General features: G+C 72.9%; 18 protein-coding genes. 13 read left to right on the forward strand and 5 right to left on the reverse strand.

What is annotated here, in order from left to right; all coding sequences use genetic code 11:
• Window positions 1-154 precede the first annotated feature (154 nt).
• On the reverse strand, window positions 155-1,951 hold the full coding sequence (locus JOD95_RS08240) for a peptide ABC transporter substrate-binding protein (RefSeq protein ID WP_209684501.1): 1,797 nt from the start codon (window positions 1,949-1,951) through the stop codon (window positions 155-157).
• A gap of 214 nt (window positions 1,952-2,165) precedes the next feature.
• Here JOD95_RS08240 and JOD95_RS08245 point away from each other — a divergent pair, with 214 nt between their 5' ends.
• From JOD95_RS08245 to JOD95_RS08255, 3 genes are read left to right on the forward strand one after another with little or no spacing between them, the layout of a single operon-like run.
• A complete protein-coding gene (locus JOD95_RS08245; RefSeq protein WP_209684502.1) occupies window positions 2,166-3,350 on the forward strand; it encodes an ROK family protein in 1,185 nt (394 codons plus the stop codon).
• Complete coding sequence (locus JOD95_RS08250) at window positions 3,343-4,863, forward strand: M81 family metallopeptidase (protein ID WP_209684504.1); 1,521 nt, start codon at window positions 3,343-3,345, stop codon at window positions 4,861-4,863. Before JOD95_RS08245 ends, JOD95_RS08250 begins: the two co-directional genes overlap by 8 nt.
• Window positions 4,863-5,597, forward strand: coding sequence for a copper homeostasis protein CutC (locus JOD95_RS08255; RefSeq protein ID WP_209684506.1), 735 nt, complete (start codon window positions 4,863-4,865; stop codon window positions 5,595-5,597). The genes JOD95_RS08250 and JOD95_RS08255 overlap by 1 nt, the downstream gene beginning before the upstream one ends.
• A gap of 20 nt (window positions 5,598-5,617) precedes the next feature.
• Here JOD95_RS08255 and JOD95_RS08260 read toward each other — a convergent pair whose 3' ends face one another.
• Complete coding sequence (locus JOD95_RS08260) at window positions 5,618-6,244, reverse strand: metal ABC transporter ATP-binding protein (RefSeq protein ID WP_209684508.1); 627 nt, start codon at window positions 6,242-6,244, stop codon at window positions 5,618-5,620.
• 50 nt (window positions 6,245-6,294) lie between these two features.
• Between JOD95_RS08260 and aztB the strand changes: the two genes are divergently transcribed.
• From aztB to JOD95_RS08280, 4 genes are read left to right on the forward strand one after another with little or no spacing between them, the layout of a single operon-like run.
• Window positions 6,295-7,164: a zinc ABC transporter permease AztB gene (gene aztB / locus JOD95_RS08265; RefSeq protein WP_209684510.1), complete on the forward strand. Its 870-nt coding sequence runs from the start codon at window positions 6,295-6,297 to the stop codon at window positions 7,162-7,164.
• The gene (locus tag JOD95_RS08270; RefSeq protein ID WP_209684512.1) at window positions 7,161-8,366 is read left to right on the forward strand and encodes an ABC transporter; all 1,206 of its coding nucleotides are present in this window, start codon (window positions 7,161-7,163) and stop codon (window positions 8,364-8,366) included. The genes aztB and JOD95_RS08270 overlap by 4 nt, the downstream gene beginning before the upstream one ends.
• Window positions 8,363-9,268: a metal ABC transporter solute-binding protein, Zn/Mn family gene (locus tag JOD95_RS08275; RefSeq protein ID WP_374191728.1), complete on the forward strand. Its 906-nt coding sequence runs from the start codon at window positions 8,363-8,365 to the stop codon at window positions 9,266-9,268. The genes JOD95_RS08270 and JOD95_RS08275 overlap by 4 nt, the downstream gene beginning before the upstream one ends.
• Before the next feature lie 26 nt (window positions 9,269-9,294).
• Window positions 9,295-10,479 carry a hypothetical protein gene (locus JOD95_RS08280; protein ID WP_245172018.1) on the forward strand — a complete coding sequence of 395 codons (1,185 nt, stop codon included), beginning with the start codon at window positions 9,295-9,297 and terminating at the stop codon, window positions 10,477-10,479.
• Window positions 10,480-10,558: 79 nt separating this feature from the next.
• Here the strand turns inward: JOD95_RS08280 and JOD95_RS08285 are convergent, their stop codons facing one another.
• Window positions 10,559-11,173, reverse strand: a complete 615-nt coding sequence (locus tag JOD95_RS08285; RefSeq protein ID WP_251154260.1) for a GNAT family N-acetyltransferase — start codon at window positions 11,171-11,173, stop codon at window positions 10,559-10,561.
• Between the two features lie 78 nt (window positions 11,174-11,251).
• On the opposite strand from JOD95_RS08285, the gene JOD95_RS08290 reads away from it, so the two are divergent.
• Window positions 11,252-11,860, forward strand: coding sequence for a TetR/AcrR family transcriptional regulator (locus tag JOD95_RS08290; protein ID WP_209684516.1), 609 nt, complete (start codon window positions 11,252-11,254; stop codon window positions 11,858-11,860).
• Window positions 11,861-11,895: 35 nt separating this feature from the next.
• On the opposite strand, the gene JOD95_RS08295 is transcribed toward JOD95_RS08290, so the two are convergent.
• Both JOD95_RS08295 and JOD95_RS08300 read right to left on the reverse strand, forming a co-directional pair.
• Window positions 11,896-12,156 (reverse strand): hypothetical protein, encoded by a 261-nt coding sequence (locus JOD95_RS08295; RefSeq protein ID WP_066651540.1) that lies wholly within the window; start codon window positions 12,154-12,156, stop codon window positions 11,896-11,898.
• A 120-nt stretch (window positions 12,157-12,276) separates the two neighbouring features.
• Window positions 12,277-13,131, reverse strand: a complete 855-nt coding sequence (locus JOD95_RS08300; RefSeq protein ID WP_066651538.1) for a helix-turn-helix transcriptional regulator — start codon at window positions 13,129-13,131, stop codon at window positions 12,277-12,279.
• An 87-nt stretch (window positions 13,132-13,218) separates the two neighbouring features.
• On the opposite strand from JOD95_RS08300, the gene JOD95_RS08305 reads away from it, so the two are divergent.
• The 5 genes from JOD95_RS08305 (at window position 13,219) to JOD95_RS08325 (ending at window position 18,673) form a co-directional block, all read left to right on the forward strand.
• Entirely contained in the window at window positions 13,219-14,001 is a 783-nt protein-coding gene (locus JOD95_RS08305; protein WP_209684528.1) for an SDR family NAD(P)-dependent oxidoreductase, read from the forward strand.
• Between the two features lie 154 nt (window positions 14,002-14,155).
• Window positions 14,156-14,677 carry a peptide-methionine (S)-S-oxide reductase MsrA gene (msrA, locus tag JOD95_RS08310; RefSeq protein WP_066651533.1) on the forward strand — a complete coding sequence of 174 codons (522 nt, stop codon included), beginning with the start codon at window positions 14,156-14,158 and terminating at the stop codon, window positions 14,675-14,677.
• A 136-nt stretch (window positions 14,678-14,813) separates the two neighbouring features.
• Complete coding sequence (glgX, locus tag JOD95_RS08315; RefSeq protein WP_209684531.1) at window positions 14,814-16,832, forward strand: glycogen debranching protein GlgX; 2,019 nt, start codon at window positions 14,814-14,816, stop codon at window positions 16,830-16,832.
• Between the two features lie 117 nt (window positions 16,833-16,949).
• Window positions 16,950-17,660, forward strand: a complete 711-nt coding sequence (locus JOD95_RS08320; RefSeq protein WP_209684533.1) for a GntR family transcriptional regulator — start codon at window positions 16,950-16,952, stop codon at window positions 17,658-17,660.
• Window positions 17,657-18,673, forward strand: a complete 1,017-nt coding sequence (locus JOD95_RS08325; RefSeq protein ID WP_209684535.1) for an ADP-ribosylglycohydrolase family protein — start codon at window positions 17,657-17,659, stop codon at window positions 18,671-18,673. Before JOD95_RS08320 ends, JOD95_RS08325 begins: the two co-directional genes overlap by 4 nt.
• Window positions 18,674-18,780 lie beyond the last annotated feature (107 nt).

The raw sequence follows: 18,780 nt of genomic DNA on the forward strand, positions 1-18,780 counted from the left end.
TGACCACCGGGGGGCGCCGGGTGGGCGGGCGCGGGTTGTGTTCCTCGGGGGGGGGGGGGGGGGGCCCGGGGGGGGGGGGGGGGCGGGGGCGGGGGGGGGGGGGGGGGGGCCCCCCCCCCCCCCCGCGCCTCCAGACCGTGGTCGCGTCAGCGACTCACTTGCTCCACTTCCACTGGGCCGGGTGGAAGTTGGCGAGCGAGTCCTGGTCGAACCCGGTCAGGCCCTGCTTGACGACCGAGATCTGGTAGTCCGGGCTCGGCAGCCAGATGACGGGCAGGTCCTTCGCGACCGCGGCGCTGTAGTCCTGCACCGTGGTCGGGTCGGTCGAGGTGGTGGTCGCGTCGATCAGGGAGTCGACCTCCTTGTTCGAGTACGAGCCGAAGTTCGCCGAACCGCCGGTCTGGAAGAGCGACTCCCCGGTCGGGTAGGCCGGGAAGTACCAGCTGCCGGCGGTGCCGAAGAAGGAGAGGTCCCAGTCGCAGGACGCCTCGTCGCTCGTGCAGGTGGGCGTCTGCGACAGCACGCTCGAGACGGGCGCGGTCTTGATCGTGAAGCCGATACCGGTCTTCGCGAGCGACGACTGGATCGCGCTCATCATGTTGTCCGTGACCGTGGAGCCGGACTGCGAGAGCACCTGCATGGTGAACTTCGTGCCCTTCGCCACTCCGTCGCCGCACTGATCCGCCGAGGTGCCCGGGTCCGTGCAGACCATGGTGTCGCCCTGCTTCGTCCAACCGTGGCTGGTGAGCAGTTCCTTCGCCTTCGCGGTGCTGAACGGGTACGGGTTGCTCTTCTGCACCTCGGACACGAAGTCGGACTCCTGCGCCTGCGGGACGGGACCGTAGGTCGAGGTGGCGGTGCCGTTGAACACGACCTTCGACAGCGCGGTCTGGTCGATCGACATCTGCACGGCCTGACGGGCGTACAGCTGCTTGAAGACCGCACCCATCGTCGGGTTGTTGAAGTTGTACGGCATGTACGTGATCGCCCAACCGGTCCATGGCTCGACCTCGTAGCCCTTGCCCGTGAACGAGTCCTCCTGGTCCATGTCGGTGGCGTTGATGTAGCCGTAGTCCACCTCGCCCGACCGCACCGCGTTGACCTCGGCGTCCGCGGTCGTGAACGGCAGCAGGTTGACGGTCCCGATCTGCGCCTTCTCGCCACCGTCGTACTTCGTGTTCGCCGTCAGGGTGACCTTGCCGGCGGTGGTGAACGCCTCGACGCCGTACGGGCCGGAGATGGTCTTCCACAGGTCGTCGGACGCGTAGTCGGCGATCTTGCCCGCGGCGGTGTTGAGGTACTTCCAGACCTGCTTCGCGCCGTCGGTGCTCTCGTCGGCGTCGCTCACCTCGGCGCTCGCGCTCGTCTTGTCCCAGGCGTGCTGCGGCAGCGGGATGATGTGGCTGAGCTGGTTCGCGAGCATCCAGTCCGGGTTGTACGCCTTGTCGAAGGTGATCGTGAAGTGCGTGTCGTCGACCGTCGTGAACGAGGTCCAGTTGTCCGGCGCCTTGCCCGCGGAGTAGGAACCCCACTGGTCCTTGTTCGCCTTGATCAGGTTGAACCAGAACGCGACGTCGCGGCTCGTGATCGGCTTGCCGTCCGACCAGTGCCGGTCGCCGAGCGTCATCGTGACACTCGTGCCGTCCTTCGCGAAGTCCGCCGCGGTCGCCACCGAGCCCGCCTTGTTCCAGGCGATCTTGCCCGTGGAGCCGTCGTAGGCGACGAGGGGTTCGTACAACGACTGCGCGATCGAGCCGTTGTTGGTGTTGAGGTGCGCCGCGGTGCCGATCGGCAGGATCCAGTTCGGCGTGAAGTTGGCGGGGAGCGCGTAGTTGATCTCATCGGATCCGGACGCGGTGGAGGCGTTGCCGCCGCCGGAGCATCCGGCGAGCAGGGCGCTCACGGCGATCGCGGCTCCGGTGAGGAGCGCCCAGCGACGGGGCTTGGACATGCGGTGTCTCCTTGTGTGAGGAACGTCGGGAGGGTGGTGCACGGGTGCCGGCGGCACGGGGACAGTCAAGGACCAGGCGCATTGGAAAAACAAACATCTCCGTGTAAATAGTGTGTTTCTGCGGATTGCACGAAAGCGTCCTCCGCGCGGAGCGCCCGTATCGTCGCGGTGGACAGGGGCAGATCACCGCTGCCCGTCGAGATTGGAGAAAGTCGTGCCGGACCTCAGCGCTCGCGTCCTCGAGCTCGTGGCCACGGGGCAGGCGTCGAGTCGCACCGAGATCGCCGAGCTCCTCGCCGCCGCGCCCTCGACGGTGTCGCACGTCGTCGGACAGCTGCTGCGGCACGGGCTCCTCGCGGAGGAGGGCACCGACGTCTCCACGGGCGGGCGCCCGCGCAAGGTGCTCCGCATCGGCGGTACCGACGAGTACGCCGTCGCGGCGGACGTCGGTGGCGAACACGTGCGCATCGGTGTGGTGCTGCCGGGAGGCGCACTCGAGTCCGTCGCAACGGTCCCCTTCGCGCTCGCCGACGGCCCGACCGCCGGACTCGGCCGCCTGGCGGGCCTGCTCGAACAGCTCGCGGACGACCGTGGCCGCGACGGCCTCCGCGGCGTCGGTGTCAGCCTCCCCGGGCCGGTGGACGTCGAGGCCGGTGTCGTCGACCTGCCGAGCCGCATGCCCGGCTGGAACGGGTTCCCCGTGGTCGACTGGCTCTCCGAGCGCTTCGGCCTGGCCGCCGTCGTGGACAACGACGCGAACTGCATGGCCGCGGGTGAGCAGACCGTGCGGGACCCGTCCCGCCGGCAGACCATCACCATCAAGGCCGGGTCCGCCATCGGTGCGGGCATCGTGATCGACGGCCGCCTCTACCGCGGCTCGACCGGGTCCGCGGGCGACATCACGCACGTCCGGATCGATGCGGCCGGGGACACCCCGTGCTCGTGCGGCAACACCGGATGCCTGGAGACCGTCGCGTCCGGCGCCGCCCTGGTCCGGGTCCTGTCGTCCGCGGGGGTCGACGTGACCTCGACCGCGGACGTCGTCCGGCTCGCCTCGGACGCGCACCCGGAGACCACCCGCGCGGTGCGGATGGCCGGCCGCTACCTGGGCGAGGTCCTGGCAGCGAACGTCAACTTCTTCAACCCTGACGCCGTGTACCTCGGCGGCATCCTGTCGACCCTCGACCCGTTCATCGCCGCCGTGCGGAGCCAGCTGTACGAGAGCTGCCACCCGCTCATGACCCAGCACCTCGCGATCGAACCGGTGTCGCTCGGCGCGGACGCCGGGCTCGTCGGAGCGGGGCAGTTCGCCCTGCAACGCGGACTCGCGGCATCGCTCGAGGCGCTGTCCGCCCCCATCCCGCAGTCCGCCACCAGGAACAGGAGCACCCGTGTCTGAGACCCCCGCCCGCCGTCGCCCGGTGATCGCGATCGCCGGACTCGCGATCGAGACCTCGACCTTCACGCCCACCCGGACCCTCGCGCCCGCCTTCCACCCGGACCGCGGTGACGAGGTCGTGGCGCGGTACCCGTTCCTGGCGTCGTACGCGGACTCAGCCGACTTCCGCGGGGCGCTCATCGGCCACGCACTGCCCGGCGGGGTCGTCACCCGGCAGGCCTACGAGGAACTCGCCGACGAGATCGTCGCGCGCCTGACGGCGATCGGGCCGGTCGACGGCCTCTGGTACGACATCCACGGCGCGATGGTGGTCGAGGGGCTCGACGACGCCGAGACCGACCTGCTCGGCCGCATCCGCGCGGTCGTCGGGCCGGACGTCATCGTGTCGGCATCGATGGACCTGCACGGCAACGTCACGCGGGAACTCGCGCACCAGGTGGACCTCGTCACCTGCTACCGCATGGCCCCGCACGAGGACGCCCTCGAGACGAAGGAGCGCGCGGTCCGGAACCTGGTCGACGTGCTCACCACGAGGCCCGTCGGAGCGCGACGACCCGTGAAGGCGTGGGTCCCGATCCCGGTGCTGCTCCCGGGCGAGCAGACCTCCACGCGCATCGAGCCCGCGGCATCGATCTACGGGCAGGTACCGGAGGTCGAGCAGGAGGACGGCGTCCTCGACGCGGCGATCTGGGTCGGGTACGCCTGGGCCGACCAGCCCCGCGACCGTGCCGTCACCGTCGTCACCGGGTGGGACCGCGACGTCGTGGCCGCGGGCGCCGAGCGCCTGGCCCGAGCGTTCTGGGACGCCCGCGAGGACTTCGTGTTCGTGGCACCGACGGGCTCCTTCGACGAGTGCCTCGCCGCCGCCCTCGCACCCGGGACCGCGCGTCCGTTCTTCGTGTCGGACTCCGGTGACAACCCGACCGCCGGCGGTTCCGGTGACATGACCTGGGGTCTCACGCAGGTGCTCGCACACCCGGCCTTCGCCACCCCTGACGGCCCCACCGTCATCTACGCGAGCGTCCCCGGCCCGGCCGCCGTCGCCGAGGCGGTCGCGGCCGGGGTCGGTGCGACCGTGACGGTGACGGCGGGCGCCGAGGTCGACGACGTGCACGCGGGGCCGATCACGATGACCGGCCGGGTGCACGCGGTCAAGCACGGCGACCGGGACGCCGAGACCGAGGTCGTGCTGCAGGTCGGCAGCGTCTTCGCGATCCTGACGACGCTCCGCAAGCCGTACCACCACGAGCACGACTTCACCGATCTCGACCTCGACCCGCGTCGGGCCGACGTCGTCGTCGTGAAGATCGGCTACCTCGAGCCGGAACTCTTCGACATGGCGGCCGACTGGATGCTGGCGCTCACTCCGGGAGGGGTCGACCAGGACCTGCTCCGCCTCGGGCACCACCGGATCGAGCGGCCGCTGTTCCCCTACGATCGGGAGTTCGCGACGCCGCCGGACCTGTCCGCGCGCATCGTGCCGCCGTCGAACGAACCCCTCGGAGCCGCCTGATGACCGTCGCCCTCGAGATCGCCGTGACGTCGCCCGCCGGGGCCCTGGTCGCCCGTGACGGGGGCGCCGACCGGGTCGAGCTCTGCATCGGCCTGGAGCTGGGCGGCCTGACGCCCTCGCAGGCCCTGGTCGAGGCCACGCACGAGACCGGGATCCCGGCGCACGCCCTGGTGCGCTGCCGCCCCGGGGGCTTCACGTACGACGACGACGAGCTCGCGCTCATGGAGCGGGAGGTCCGCACGGTCCTGCGCTCGGGAGCGGCCGGGGTGGTGGTCGGTGCCCTGCGCCCGGACCGGGCCCTCGACGAGGACGCCCTCCGCCGCTTCGTGGCCGCCACCCGCTCGGTCTCCGCGCACGCCGAGGTCACCCTGCACCGCGCGGTCGACCACGCCGCCGACCCGGTCGCGACGGTCGCGCGGCTCGCCGACCTCGGCGTCACGCGGGTGCTGACCTCCGGCGGCGCCGCGAGCGCTCCGGCGGGAGCGACGACGATCGCGCGCATGGTCGACGCCGCCGGGCCCGTGCAGGTGATGGCGGGGGCCGGGGTCCACGCGCGGGACATCGGAGCACTGGTCGCGACCGGGGTCGCCGCGGTGCACCTCTCCGCCAAGCGGTCGGTCGCGGGCGGTCACGACGGCGTCCCGATGGGCAGCGGCGACGACGGTTCCGGCCACACCGTCACGGACGCGGCGGTGGTGGCAGCAGCGCGGACTGCCCTCGATCAGTCGGCCTGACGGCGGTCCCGGCGGAGCCGTCAGCCCAGGGCCACGACCCGGTCCGCAGCGGCGATCGCGACCGGGTCGTGCGCCGCGTGGACGACGACGACACCCGCGGCGGCCTCCGCGGCGAGCGCCGCCGTCACGAGGGCCGCCGACCCGGCGTCGACGCCCGCCGTCGGCTCGTCGACGAGCAGGACCGGCGCGCGCTGCGCGAGACCGAGGGCGACGAGCGTGCGCTGCCGCTGCCCGCCGGACAGCTCGTCGAGCGGCCGGTCGGCGAGGTCGGTGATGCCCATCCGGTCCAGCTGCGCGTCGACGACCGCGTGGTCCGCCCGTCCGAGCGGTCGCCACCAGGGCCGTGCCCGCCAGCGCCCCATCGCGACGGTCGACCGCACGGTCAGCGGGAGCGCGGACGGCGGGACCGCCTGGGTCACGTACGCCACTCCGCCGGACGGGAGGCCCGACACGGCCCCGCCGACGGGCGTCACCACTCCGGCGAGCGCGTCGAGCAGCGTCGACTTGCCGGATCCGTTGGGTCCGGTGAGCGCCGTGACGACCCCGGCGGGGAACGTCGCGTCGAGACCGTCGAGCACCGTCCGGTCACCGCGTCGGACGACGAGGTGCGTGACCTCGAGGGCAGGGGGAACCGCGGTGGTGAGCACCTGAGCACGCTATCAGTATCGATAGTCGTTTTCATGTAGCGTCTCCCAGCGTGACCTGGCTGACCGACCCGTTCTCCGTCGACTTCATGCTGCGCGCCCTCGTCGGCGGCACCCTGGCGGCGGTCCTCTGCGCGGTCGTCGGCACGTGGGTGCTCGTGCGGGGCATGGCGTTCCTCGGCGAGGCACTCGCACACGGCATGCTCCCGGGCGTCGCGGTCGCCACCCTCACCGGGATCCCCGCCGTGCTCGGAGCCGCCGTGAGCGCGGGCGTGATGGTGGTCGGCGTCGGCGCACTCCGTCGTCGTGCCCGGCTGTCGTACGACACCTCGATCGGGCTGCTGTTCGTCGGCATGCTCGCCCTCGGGGTCATCATCGTGTCCTCGTCCCGGTCCTTCGCCACCGACGTCACCGCGATCCTGTTCGGCGACGTCCTCGCCGTGACGCAGACCGACCTCGGTGGGCTCGCCGTCGCGGTCACCGTCGCACTCGTCCTCGCCGCGGCGTTCCACCGGCCCTTCACCGCGGCCGCCTTCGACGTGCGGAAGGCGGCGACGCTCGGCCTCCGCCCCCGACTGGCCGAGGTCGTGCTCGTCGGGCTCGTCACGCTCGCGGTCGTCGCGTCCTACCGCGCGGTCGGGACGCTCCTGGTCGTCGGGCTCCTGCTCGCGCCCGCCGCCGCGGCCCGGGCCTGGACCCGGCAGGTCGGGTCGACCATGCTCCTCGCCGCGGTGATCGGCAGCGCCGCCGTCACCACCGGCCTGCTCGTCTCCTGGCACGCGGGGACCGCCGCCGGCGCGAGCATCGCGGCGGTCGCCGTCGCGGGCGTCGCCGTCTCCCGCGCCCTCGCCGCCCTGCTGCCGCACCGGGGGCGGCGGACGACCACGACCACACCAGCACCAGCACCACGAGAGGGAGCATGACGAACCCCACCACCACCACCACCACGACCCGCCGCGTCGCGGCGCGACGCATGACCACCGCAGCGGTGGCCGCCGGACTCGCGCTCGGCCTGACCGCCTGCTCGACCACGGGCACCACCGGACCGGCCGCCGACGACGCGACCGGCACGGCGAAGCCCCACGGCTACGTCGAGGGCGCGAGCGAGGCGCAGGAGCCGCAGGTGCGCCTCCTGGCCGTGTCCGCCGCCGGCGAGACGGCGGTGCACGACCTGCTGAGCGGCGAGACCACGGCGCTCGACGACGTCGAGGCACCGGAGCACTCCGCGACCGACGGGCGGTTCCTCGTCAGCAGCACCGAGGACCGCACCACGATCGTCGACGGCGGTTCGTGGACCGTCGACCACGGCGACCACACGCACTACTACGCGGCCGAACCGCGCGTGGTGGGCTCGATCGACGGCGGCGGGCCCGTCGAGGTGCACTCGTCGGAGACGATGACGACCATCACCTGGCCGGAGCGCGGCGAGGGCGTCGTCCTCGACCGGGCCGCACTCGGACAGGGTGACGTCGAGGAGACGGTCCGGATCGACGCGACCGTCCTGCTGCCGTTCGGCGAGCAGCTGGTCGCGGGCACCGACGACGGCGTCCGGGTGCTCGACGCCGACGGCGAGCCGAGCGGCGCCGAGGCCGCGTGCACCGACCCCGCGGGCGGCATCGTCACCCGGGCCGGCGCCGTGGTCGGCTGCTCGGACGGGGCGGTCGTCCTCGGCGAGGACGGCGAGACCACCACCGTCGCGCTGCCCGACGGGGCCGCACGCCCGACGGAGTTCTCCGCCCGCGCGGGTCGACCGACGGTCGCCGGGCTCGCCGGCGACCGGGGCGCGTGGCTGCTCGACAGCCGCGAGGGCACCTGGCGACTCGTCGAGACCGAACGGCCCCTCCGCGCCGTGACGGCCGTCGACGACGAGGACGAGCACGTCGTCGGCGTGGACGACCAGGGTCGAGTCGTGGTGATCGCGGCGACGACGGGCACGGTCGCCACCACCGAACCGCTGCTCGACCCGGGCGAGCAGCCGCTCCTGCAGCTCGACGCCCAGCGCGCCTACGTCGCCGACGCCTCCGGGCAGCAGGTGCACGAGATCGACTTCGCGGACGGTGCACGCCTCGCGCGGTCGATCGACCTGGCCGCGGCGCCCGTCGCGTTCGCCGAGGTCGGACTGTGACCCGCCGGTTCCGCGCCAGCGCCGCGCTGGCCGTGGCCGCCGGACTGGTCGCGGTGACGGCGGGGTGCTCGTCCGCCGGGTCGGACCGCCCGGTCGTCGCGGTGACGACGAACATCCTCGGCGACGTCGTCACCGAGGTGGTCGGGGACGCGGCCGTCGTGATGGTCCTCATGCCGGCGGGTGCCGACCCGCACTCGTTCGAGGTCTCCGCGCAGGAGGCCGCCCGGCTCCGGAGCGCCGACCTCGTCGTCGAGAACGGGCTCGGGCTCGAGGAGGGCGTCGCCCGGCACGTGGAGGCCGCCGCCTCCGACGGTGTCCCGGTGTTCACGGCCGGCGAGCACGTCGACGCGCTCGAGTGGACGACGGAGGACGACAGCGGCCCCGATCCGCACCTCTGGACCGACCCCGCACGCATGGTCGACGTCGTCGAGGCCCTCGACGACGCCCTGCGGGACGCGGGCGTCGAGCCGAGCGGGACCGACGCGTACCTCGACGAGCTGGCCACGCTCGACACGGACATGTCCGACGCGTTCGCGGGCATCCCGGAGGACCGACGGGCACTCGTGACGAACCACCACGTGTTCGGGTACCTGGCGGACCGGTACGACTTCCGGGTCGTCGGCGCCGTCATCCCGAGCGGGACCACCCTGGCGTCGCCGAGCGCGGCGGACCTGCGCGACCTCGCGTCGGCGATCGACGAGGCGGGCGTCCCGACGATCTTCGCCGACCTCTCGCAGCCCGCACGGCTGGCCGAGGTGCTGGCGGACGAGGTGGACGTGCACGTGGAGATCCGTCCGCTCGCCACCGAGTCGCTGACCGAGGACGGTGTCGCCTCGACCTACCTCGGGATGATGCGGTCGAACACGGCGGCGATCGTCGACGGCCTGTCGATTTCTAATTGAGAATGAGAATCAGTACAGTGAACGGCATGACAACTCTGCGCACCACGCTCGCGCCCGCAGCCCTGCTCGGCGCCGCGGCCCTCGTCCTCACCGGCTGCTCGACGGGCCCCGCCGACGCGGAGGCCGAGGGCACCCGCACCACGGAGGCCGCATCCGCCGAGGGCGACCGCATCGTCCTCACGTACGACGGCGGCCTGCTCACCCTCGACCAGGACCTGCGGGTCGTCGCCGACGACAGCATCGACGGCTTCACCCGCGTGAACCCCGCCGGGGACGGCCGCCACGTGCTCGTCACGGTGCCCGAGGGCTTCCGGGTCCTCGACACCGCCGCGGACCCGGCCCTGACCGACGCCGTCTTCCCGGCCGACACCGGCGGTCACGCGGTCGTGCACGGCGAGAAGACCGCGCTCTTCGCGGACGGCAGCGGTGACGTCACGGTGTTCGAGCACGACGACCTCGACGGCGCCACGCTGCCCGAGGTGGAGACCACGGAGTCCGAGGCGGCACACCACGGCGTCGCGATCGTGCTCGAGGACGGCACGCTCCTCAGCACGATCGGCACCGAGGAGGAGCGCACCGGCGTCCGCGCCCTCGACGAGGACGGCACCGAGCTCGCCCGCTCGGAGGAGTGCCCGAACGTGCACGGCGAGGGAGCGGTGCAGGGCGAGGTCGCGGTCTTCGGCTGCACCGACGGCGCCCTCGTCTACCAGGACGGCGCCTTCGCGAAGATCGACGCCCCGACCGAGTACGGCCGCACCGGCAACCTGTTCACCACCGAGGACTCGTCCGTGGCCGTCGGTGACTACAACGACGACCCGGACAGCGAGGGCTACCTGCTCGACCAGGTCGCACTCATCGACGCCGCGTCGGGCGAGTACCGCGTCGCCGACATGCCCGAGGGTGTGGGCTTCACCTTCCGCGACATCGCGCGTGGTCCCGGTGACGAAGCCGTGATCCTCGGCTCCGACGGCGCCCTGCACACCTTCGACGAGCAGACGGGCGAGCCGATCGACACGTTCGACGTCCTCGACGCCTGGGAGGGTCCGACCGAGTGGCAGGACGCCCACCCCGCACTGAAGGTCGCGGGTGACGTCGCGTACGTGACCGACCCGACCGAGCGGAAGATCCACGCGGTGGACCTCACCACCGGGGAGGTCGTCGCGTCGAGCGACGAGCTGCCGGGCGTCCCCAACGAGATCGCGGTCGCCTGACGGCCGACGTCACCACCCGACGGACGGGAGGCGCGGTACCGGCTGGCACCGCGCCTCCCGTCCGTCCGTCGGTCGCGGCTCAACCGACCGCGGGTCGCCACATCGAGACCGGAGCGGCCGCCCGGAAGCCGGTGATCGGCGCACCGTCCCCGAAGCCGTGGCGACGGTAGAGCCGGCGGTTCTGCGGCGTCGAGGACTCGAGGTACGCGTGCTGCGCGAGGGCGTCGACCCGGCGCAGCGCGTGGTCGAGCAGGAGCCCGCCGACCCCCTGACCTCGGGCCGCGGCAGCGACACCGATCTCGGCGAGGTACCAGTGCGGCGCATCGGGGCGGGCGCGGTCCATCCGTCGGAGGTGCCGCAGCGCGCGGAGGGCACCGCCGGTCCCGAGGACCCGGAGGAGTGCCGGGACCTGCCGGACGAACGCCAGCGTGCCGCCGACGTGCGGCCGAGGCGCCTGCCAGAACGCGGCGCCGAGCAGCCGGCCCTCGTCGACCGCGACGTCGAGCGCCCGGGCGCGTTCGGGGACGGCCCGGACGAGCGCGGCGAAGAGGGCGCCGAGCACGACGACCCGGTCCTCGCCCGGACGCGGCGGTCGGACCTCACCGAGGACGGGGTCGGCAGCGAAGGCCTCGGCGAGCACGGCCGCGGCGGCGGGCACCTCGGACGGGGATGCGGGACGGACGGTGATCGACACGGGGACTCCTCCACTTTCGGCCGTTTGGCCAGATCAGCTTGCCGACCACTCCTGCGGACGCCCCGTACGCTTCCTGTGATGACGCAGGACCAGCAGACGCGGTCGTACCGCCCCCGAGGGGAACGGCGTGACGAGCTCCTCGACGCGGCTGCCCTCGTCGTGCGCGACCACGGGGTGACCGGCCTCACCACGCGGGCGGTCGCCGAGCGTGCCGGCGTGGCGCACGGAGTGGTGCACTACGTCTTCGGCGCGCGGTGGAACCTGGTGGTCGCGCTCCTCGAACGCCAGGCACGGGACGTCCTCCCCCGCGTGCTCGCCGCTGCCGATGCGCGGCACGACCTCGCCGACGCGATCGATGCCGGAGTGGCCGCGTACCTGGACCTGGTGCGCCGGGAACCCGAACGCTTCCGCCTCCTCGAGGCCGTCAGCGGCACCGCTCTCGACGGTGACGACGCGCTCGTCGCCGCCGAGCGAGCCCTCTGGCGCGACGGGGTGGCGGCCGGCATCACCCGCTGGACCGCGCGGCACGGAGTCGAGCTCGCCGAGCCGACCGCGGTGGCGGCGGACGCGGTGCTCGCCCTGGTCGACGGCCTCGGGCGCGCGGCGTGGGGCGACCCGGACGGCACGTCGACCGATCGCGCACGCGCGGTGCTCGTCCGCGGCCTGGCGCACGCGCTCATCCGCTGAGCACCGGCGGGCCGGGTGGACGAACTCGCTCGTGATCAGCGCCAGGTCCGCGCGACCACCCAGCCGTCGCCCTCGGGGACGATGTCGACGACGACGGCGTCCCCCTCGGCGCTGACCTGGAAGCGCCACCCCACCGTGCGCTCCGGCGCGTGGGTCATCGCCGACGGCAGGAACTCCGCCGTCGCGGTCAGTCGCGTCGGACTGTCGCTCACCCGCCAGCGTCGATCCCGCCACACCATCCGGTCCGGCACCCCGCGCTCCCACCACACCGTGGCGACCTCGTGCGTCAACATCATCCCGACCTCCCGATTCGAACGTGTGTTCGAATGGTAGGCGATCGCAGGACGACACGCACGTGCGGGGTCGACGGGTGCGCACCGCGTCCACCGACGTCGTCACCGCCGGCCCGTCGTGGCTCAGCCGCGCTCGGCAGTCTGCGTGGCGAGCATCCCGAGGAGCGCGAGGGCATCGGCGTCGGGGGATCCCGGCGCCGCGGTGTAGAGCACGAGGAACTGGTCGCCGTCGACGAGCGCGAGGCTGTCGCAGTCGACCGTGACCGGTCCGACCGACGGGTGGTGGAAGGTCTTCGTGAGCACCGGAGCCGGCTGCACGTCGTGTCGTGACCAGAGCCGCGCGAACTCCGCGTTCCCCGTCCGGAGCTCGTCGACGAGCGCGACCACCTCCACGTCCGTCGGGTGCTGCGCGAGCGTCGTCCGCAGCTGCATCACCACCTGGTGCCGGAACTCGGCGCCGTCGGAGATGCCGTACGGCGGCTCGGACGCCCCGCCCGTCCCGCCGACGGGGAAGGCCTGCCGGGCGAGGTTGCGGCCCCGACGGTCCCGCAGGGCGAAGTCCTCCAGGAGCGCGGCGGCCAGGGGGTTCCACGCGAGGACCTCGAAGTCGGCGGCGAGCACGATCGCAGCGGTCAGCGGCAGACGGTCGACGACCGCCAGGATGCTCGGCCGCACCTGACGCCGGATGCTCGCGGTCCGTGTCCGGGCGGTCCCGGCGAGCAGGTGGAGGTGGTCGGACTCGGCGTCGGTGAGGCGCAGCGTCCCCGCGATGCCGGCCAGCACCTCGGCGGAGGGCCGAGGGGCTCGTGCCTGCTCGAGCCGGACGTAGTACTCGGTGGAGATGTGAGCGAGGACCGCGACCTCCTCGCGGCGCAGCCCGGGTGTGCGCCGGCGGGTCCCCGACGGGAGCCCGACGTCCTCCGGCCGCAACCGCTCGCGCCGTGCGCGGAGGAACGCGGCCAGCTCCTGCTTGTCCATGTCCCGATCCTCCCCCCGCGGGCACGTCGCCGTCCTGGTACCGGGTGTACCTGGCTACGCGGCCACCGCGGGACGGACGCTGACGGCATGAACGATCACACCACCACCCGTCCGAACGGCCTGCTCACCGGCAAGGTCGTGTTCGTCTCCGGCGCCAGCCGCGGCATCGGTGCCGCCGCCGCCCGGCTCTTCGCCGACGAGGGCGCCGCAGTCGTCCTCGCCGCGCGGAGCACCGGGTCCCTCGAGACCGTCGTCTCCGGGATCCGCGACGCCGGCGGCACCGCGGACGCCGTCGCGCTCGACCTCGCCGACCCGGCGAGCATCCGGGCCGCCGTCGACCGGGTCGACGAGCTGCACGGGCGACTCGACGGCGCCTTCAACAACGGGGCCGCGATCCAGCAGCCCGGCCCGCTGGACGCCACGAGCGACGAGGACATCGACACCCAGTTCGCGGTCAACTTCCGGGGCCACTGGGTCGCGATGACCGCCGAGGCCGCCCTGATGCGCCGCTCCGGCGGCGGGGCGATCGTGAACACGTCGAGCATCGGCAGCCGCCGGGCCAACCCCGCACTGCCGGCCTACGGGGCGATGAAGCGCGCCCTGAACAGCATCACCGAGACGGCAGCCGTGACGTGGGCGCCCGAGGGCATCCGGGTCAACGGCATCACCCCGGGTGGCACCGCGACGGACATGATCGCCGCGTGGGAGGCGGCGACCCCGGGGATCACGGAGCAGATCGACGCCTCGGTACCGCTCGGCAGGATGGCCCGCCCCGAGGAGGTCGCCGAGGTGGCGGCCTGGCTGCTCAGCGACCGGGCCTCGATGGTGACCGGAGCGAGCATCCCGGTGGACGGCGGCGCCGGGGCCTGACGCACCCGCGGTGGCGCCCGGCTGGACGTGGGCCGTCCGTGCACCGACGACCGGGGCGCACGATGGACCACGACCCGGGAACACGCGCCCGGGGTCGCCGGTTGCACCCGGTGATGCCGCAGCCAGCGGCAACGACGACGCCCAGGAGGCCAGCATGACCACGACCGAGACCGCCATCCTCGCCGGCGGGTGTTTCTGGGGAGCGCAGCAGCTCCTCCGCCGCCGACCCGGCGTCATCAGCACGCGCGTCGGCTACTCCGGCGGCGACACCCCGAACGCCACGTACCGGAACCACGGCGACCACGCCGAGGCCGTCGAGATCGTCTTCGACCCGTCGCAGATCTCCTACCGCGACCTGCTCGAGTTCTTCTTCCAGATCCACGACCCGTCCACGAAGGACCGGCAGGGCAACGACGTGGGTCGCAGCTACCGTTCGGCGATCTACTTCACGAACGACGAGCAGCGCCAGGTCGCACTCGACACCATCGCGGACGTCGACGCCTCCGGCATCTGGCCGGGCAAGGTCGTCACCGAGGTCGAGCCCGCGGGCGACTTCTGGGAGGCCGAGGAGGAGCACCAGGACTACCTCGAGAAGTACCCCGCCGGGTACACCTGCCACTTCGTGCGCCCGGGCTGGAAGCTCCCGCACCGCGACGAGGCGACCGCCACGGTCTGACGTGACGTCGTGACGACGTGACGGTCTGGAGGCGCGGTGCCAGCTGGCACCGCGCCTCCCGTCCGTCGTCGGTCCGGCATGTCCGGGGTACGTCACCGACCCGAGGACACAGTCGCCGACCACTACAAGTGGGAGCATGACCACTTCCTCCCGCACCCCGCTCGGCGTCACGCTCGTCGACGGGGGCGCCAACGTCGCGCTCTTCTCCAGCACCGCCGAGCGGGTCGAGTTCTGCCGCTTCGACGAGGACGGCACCGAGCACCGCACCGAGCTCCGCAACCGCACCGGCTACACGTTCCACGACGTCGTGCCGGACGTGACCGTCGGCACCCGCTACGGCTTCCGCGTGCACGGCGCCTGGGACCCGGCGAACGGCCTGCGCCACAACGCCGCGAAGCTCCTGCTCGACCCCTACGCGACCGCCGTCGACGGCTCGTACGAGTGGGGCCAGGCCCTCTTCGGCCACGACATGGAGGACCCCGAGCAGATCGACGAGACCGACTCGGCGAGCGCCATGCCGAAGTCCGTCGTCGCGGACCGCGAGTTCGACTGGGACGGCGACACGCTGCTCCACACCCCGTACCGCGACACCGTCGTCTACGAGGTGCACGTCAAGGGCTTCACGAAGCAGCACCCGGACGTGCCCGAGGAGATCCGCGGCACGTACGCGGGCCTGGCGCACCCGGCCGCGATCAAGCACCTGACCGACCTGGGCGTCACGGCCGTCGAACTGCTGCCGACGCACCAGTTCGTGCAGGACTCGACCCTGGCCGACAAGGGCCTCCGCAACTACTGGGGCTACAACAGCATCGGCTTCTTCGCCCCGCACGACGAGTACTCGTCCTCGGGCACGGCGGGCCAGCAGGTCACCGAGTTCAAGGAGATGGTCAAGGCCCTGCACGCCGCGGGGCTCGAGGTCATCATGGACGTCGTCTACAACCACACCGCCGAGGGCAACCACATGGGCCCGACGCTGTCCTTCAAGGGCATCGACAACCAGTCGTACTACCGCCTGGTCGAGGGTGACGAGGCGAACTACTTCGACACGACCGGCACGGGGAACTCGCTCAACGTGTCGCACCCGTCCGCACTCGGGCTCATCACGGACTCGCTCCGCTACTGGGTCGAGGAGATGCACGTCGACGGCTTCCGCTTCGACCTCGCGACGACGCTCACCCGCCAGGACGGCGAGGCCGAGAAGCACTCCGCGTTCCTCGACATCATCCACCAGGACCCGGTGCTCCGCGAGGTGAAGATGATCGCCGAGCCGTGGGACACCGCCGGCTACCAGGTGGGCGGGTTCCCGGCCGACTGGTCGGAGTGGAACGGCAAGTACCGCGACGACCTCCGCGCGTTCTGGCGCGGCGACGAGGGCACGCTCGGCGACGCCGTGCAGCGCACGCTCGGCTCCCCCGACGTGTACGAGGGCTCCCGTCGCTCCCCGCTCTGCTCGGTGAACTTCGTCACCGCGCACGACGGCTTCACGCTGGCCGACCTGACGATGTACGCCGAGAAGCACAACGAGGCCAACGGCGAGGACAACAACGACGGCGAGAGCAACAACACGTCCTTCAACGGCGGCATCGAGGGCCCGACCGACGACGGCGCGGTGAACGACTACCGCGACCGCCAGCGTCGGAACTTCCTCGGCACGCTCATGCTCTCCGCGGGCATCCCGATGATGCTCGGCGGCGACGAGATCGCCCGCTCGCAGGGCGGCAACAACAACGCGTACTGCCAGGACGACGAGATCTCGTGGTTCGACTGGGAGGCCGCCGACCAGGACCTGCTCGCCTTCACGACCGCGGCGATCGCGTTCCGCAAGCAGCACGAGGCGCTCCGCCCGCTCTGGTACCGCACGGCCCCCGGTGACTCGGAGTCGACGGTGCAGGTGCTCCGCGCGGACGCGCAGGGCTTCGAGGACGGCGACTGGGCCGACGCGGGCAACCGCGCGGTGATCCTGGTGCTGCAGCAGGGCGACGACACCGTCGCGGTGCTGCTGAACGCCTCGGGGACGACCGTCGAGTTCACGCTGCCCGAGAAGCCGGGCGGCGGCACGTGGTCGCTCGGCCTGTCGAGCGACCACGATCAGGCCGTCGAGGGCGACGCGACGACGCTGCTCGTGCGCGACGCGTCGTTCACCGCACTGGTCTAGTCCCCGGACGCACGGACACGAGGACGGGAGGCGCGGTGCCAGCTGGCACCGCGCCTCCCGTCCGTCGTGTGATCGCCTCGGTGACTGGACAGGCGTTGTACATGTACACTCCTGTCCATGCCCGTCTCATCGAAGCGACGCCTCGTCGCCGACGCCCTCCGCGACGCGATCGCGACGGGCCGGTACCGCGCCGGTGAGCGCCTGCCCGGCGAGCACGACCTCGCCGCCCGCTTCGCGGTGAGCCGCGGCACCGTCCGCGCCGCCCTCGCCGACCTGGCCGACGACGAGTACATCTCGACCCACGGGGGCGTCGGCTCGGTCGTCACGTTCGACGGCGCCGCCCTCGACCCGCGGGGTGGCTGGGCGCGGTCGATCGCCGCCTCGGGCACCGAGGTGACCACCCGCATCCTGCGACTCGCCCGCGTGGACGACCCGGGCCTCCAGGTCGAGGTCGACGCTGCGGACGCGGCGTTCGTCGCGGTCGACCGGCTGCGCACCGTCGTGGGCGGGCGGCCGGTGTCGCTCGAGCGGAGCATCCTGCCCGCCGTCGGCCGCCTGGCCGCTGCACCGACCGACGGACTGGTCGAGGACTCGCTCACGGCGACCATCGCCGAGGCCGGCCTCGTGCCGGCGAGCGCCGAGCAGTGGGTCGACGTCGTGCCCCTCGACGCCGAGGACGCCCGCCTGCTCGACCGCGCCGAGGGAACCCCGTTCCTCCGGAGCCGACGTGACTCGCGCACCGCCCAGGGCGCGTTCGTCGAGCGCGTCGACAGCCTCCTCGACCCGGACCGCTTCCGCCTGCACATGCGCTTCGGGACCGCACGATGACGACTCGACAGGACACCGTGAACGACCAGACCCACGCCCTCGCCGCCCTGACCGGCCTCGCGATCGGCGACGCCCTCGGCATGCCCACGCAGTCGATGTCCCTCGCGCAGATCCGAGCCGACCACGGCACGATCTCCGGGTTCGTCGACGCCGGACCGCACCAGCGGATCGCCGCCGGCATGCCCGCGGGCACGATCACCGACGACACCGAGCAGGCGGTCATGGTCGCCGAGCTCCTCGTCGAGGGTGACGGGCACATCGACCCCACCCGCTTCGCCGAGGCGCTCATCGCCTGGGAACGCGCGATGCAGGCCAAGGGCTCGCTCGACCTGCTCGGCCCCAGCACGAAGACGGCCGTGCAGCGCATCCTCGACGGCGTCCCGGCGTCCGAAGCCGGGTCGACGGGGACGACGAACGGCGCCGCGATGCGGATCGCGCCGGTCGGGATCGCCGTGCCCTCCGGTGACCTCGTGCGTCTGGTCGACGCCGTGCAGGACGCGTCGCGCGTCACCCACGACACGGGGATCGGCATCGCCGGGGCGAGCGCCGTCGCCGCCGCCGTGAGCGCGGGCGTCGGCGGCGCCTCCCGGACCGAGGCGCTCGACGCCGCGGTCGCGGCCGCCACGATCGGCGCGGGCCGCGGCCACTGGGTCGCGGGCGCGGACATCGCTGCGAGGACGACCTGGGCGCGCGGCTTCCTGCCGACCGTCCCCGCCGACGACCGGATCGACACCGTGTCGCAGCTCGTCGGCACGAGCGTCGCCAGCCAGGAGTCGGTCGTCGCAGCGCTCGCCCTCGTGGCGCTCGACCTCGACCCCTGGGAGACGCTCTGCACGGCCGCGTCGATCGGCGGCGACACGGACACCATCGCCGCGATGGCCGGTGCCGTGCTCGGTGCCGTGCACGGTCCGGACGCCTGGCCCGTCGACGCGGTCACCACCGTGACGGCCGTGAACCACCTCGAGCTCGGCCCGCTGGTCGACGGACTGCTCGCACTCCGTCACCGGGCCTGACCCGACGCCGGACGGCGGCGGTCCCCCCTCCGCCGCCGCCCGGTCACCACCCCTCCCCGGGAGCACCCCGCTCCCCCGCCGCACCCTCACCTCCCCCGCAGCACCCC

Origin of the sequence: Curtobacterium sp. 1310 (assembly GCF_017834105.1) — a bacterium.
Classification (GTDB): domain Bacteria; phylum Actinomycetota; class Actinomycetes; order Actinomycetales; family Microbacteriaceae; genus Curtobacterium.

Coding starts and splice junctions, on each gene's coding strand:
- JOD95_RS08240 (WP_209684501.1), bottom strand. CDS start 1,951: ATGTCCAAGCCCCGTCGCTGGGCGCTCCTCACCGGAGCCGCGATCGCC.
- JOD95_RS08255 (WP_209684506.1), top strand. CDS start 4,863: ATGACCGTCGCCCTCGAGATCGCCGTGACGTCGCCCGCCGGGGCCCTG.
- JOD95_RS08270 (WP_209684512.1), top strand. CDS start 7,161: ATGACGAACCCCACCACCACCACCACCACGACCCGCCGCGTCGCGGCG.
- JOD95_RS08280 (WP_245172018.1), top strand. CDS start 9,295: ATGACAACTCTGCGCACCACGCTCGCGCCCGCAGCCCTGCTCGGCGCC.
- JOD95_RS08290 (WP_209684516.1), top strand. CDS start 11,252: ATGACGCAGGACCAGCAGACGCGGTCGTACCGCCCCCGAGGGGAACGG.
- JOD95_RS08295 (WP_066651540.1), bottom strand. CDS start 12,156: ATGATGTTGACGCACGAGGTCGCCACGGTGTGGTGGGAGCGCGGGGTG.
- JOD95_RS08300 (WP_066651538.1), bottom strand. CDS start 13,131: ATGGACAAGCAGGAGCTGGCCGCGTTCCTCCGCGCACGGCGCGAGCGG.
- JOD95_RS08305 (WP_209684528.1), top strand. CDS start 13,219: ATGAACGATCACACCACCACCCGTCCGAACGGCCTGCTCACCGGCAAG.
- msrA (WP_066651533.1), top strand. CDS start 14,156: ATGACCACGACCGAGACCGCCATCCTCGCCGGCGGGTGTTTCTGGGGA.
- glgX (WP_209684531.1), top strand. CDS start 14,814: ATGACCACTTCCTCCCGCACCCCGCTCGGCGTCACGCTCGTCGACGGG.
- JOD95_RS08320 (WP_209684533.1), top strand. CDS start 16,950: ATGCCCGTCTCATCGAAGCGACGCCTCGTCGCCGACGCCCTCCGCGAC.
- JOD95_RS08325 (WP_209684535.1), top strand. CDS start 17,657: ATGACGACTCGACAGGACACCGTGAACGACCAGACCCACGCCCTCGCC.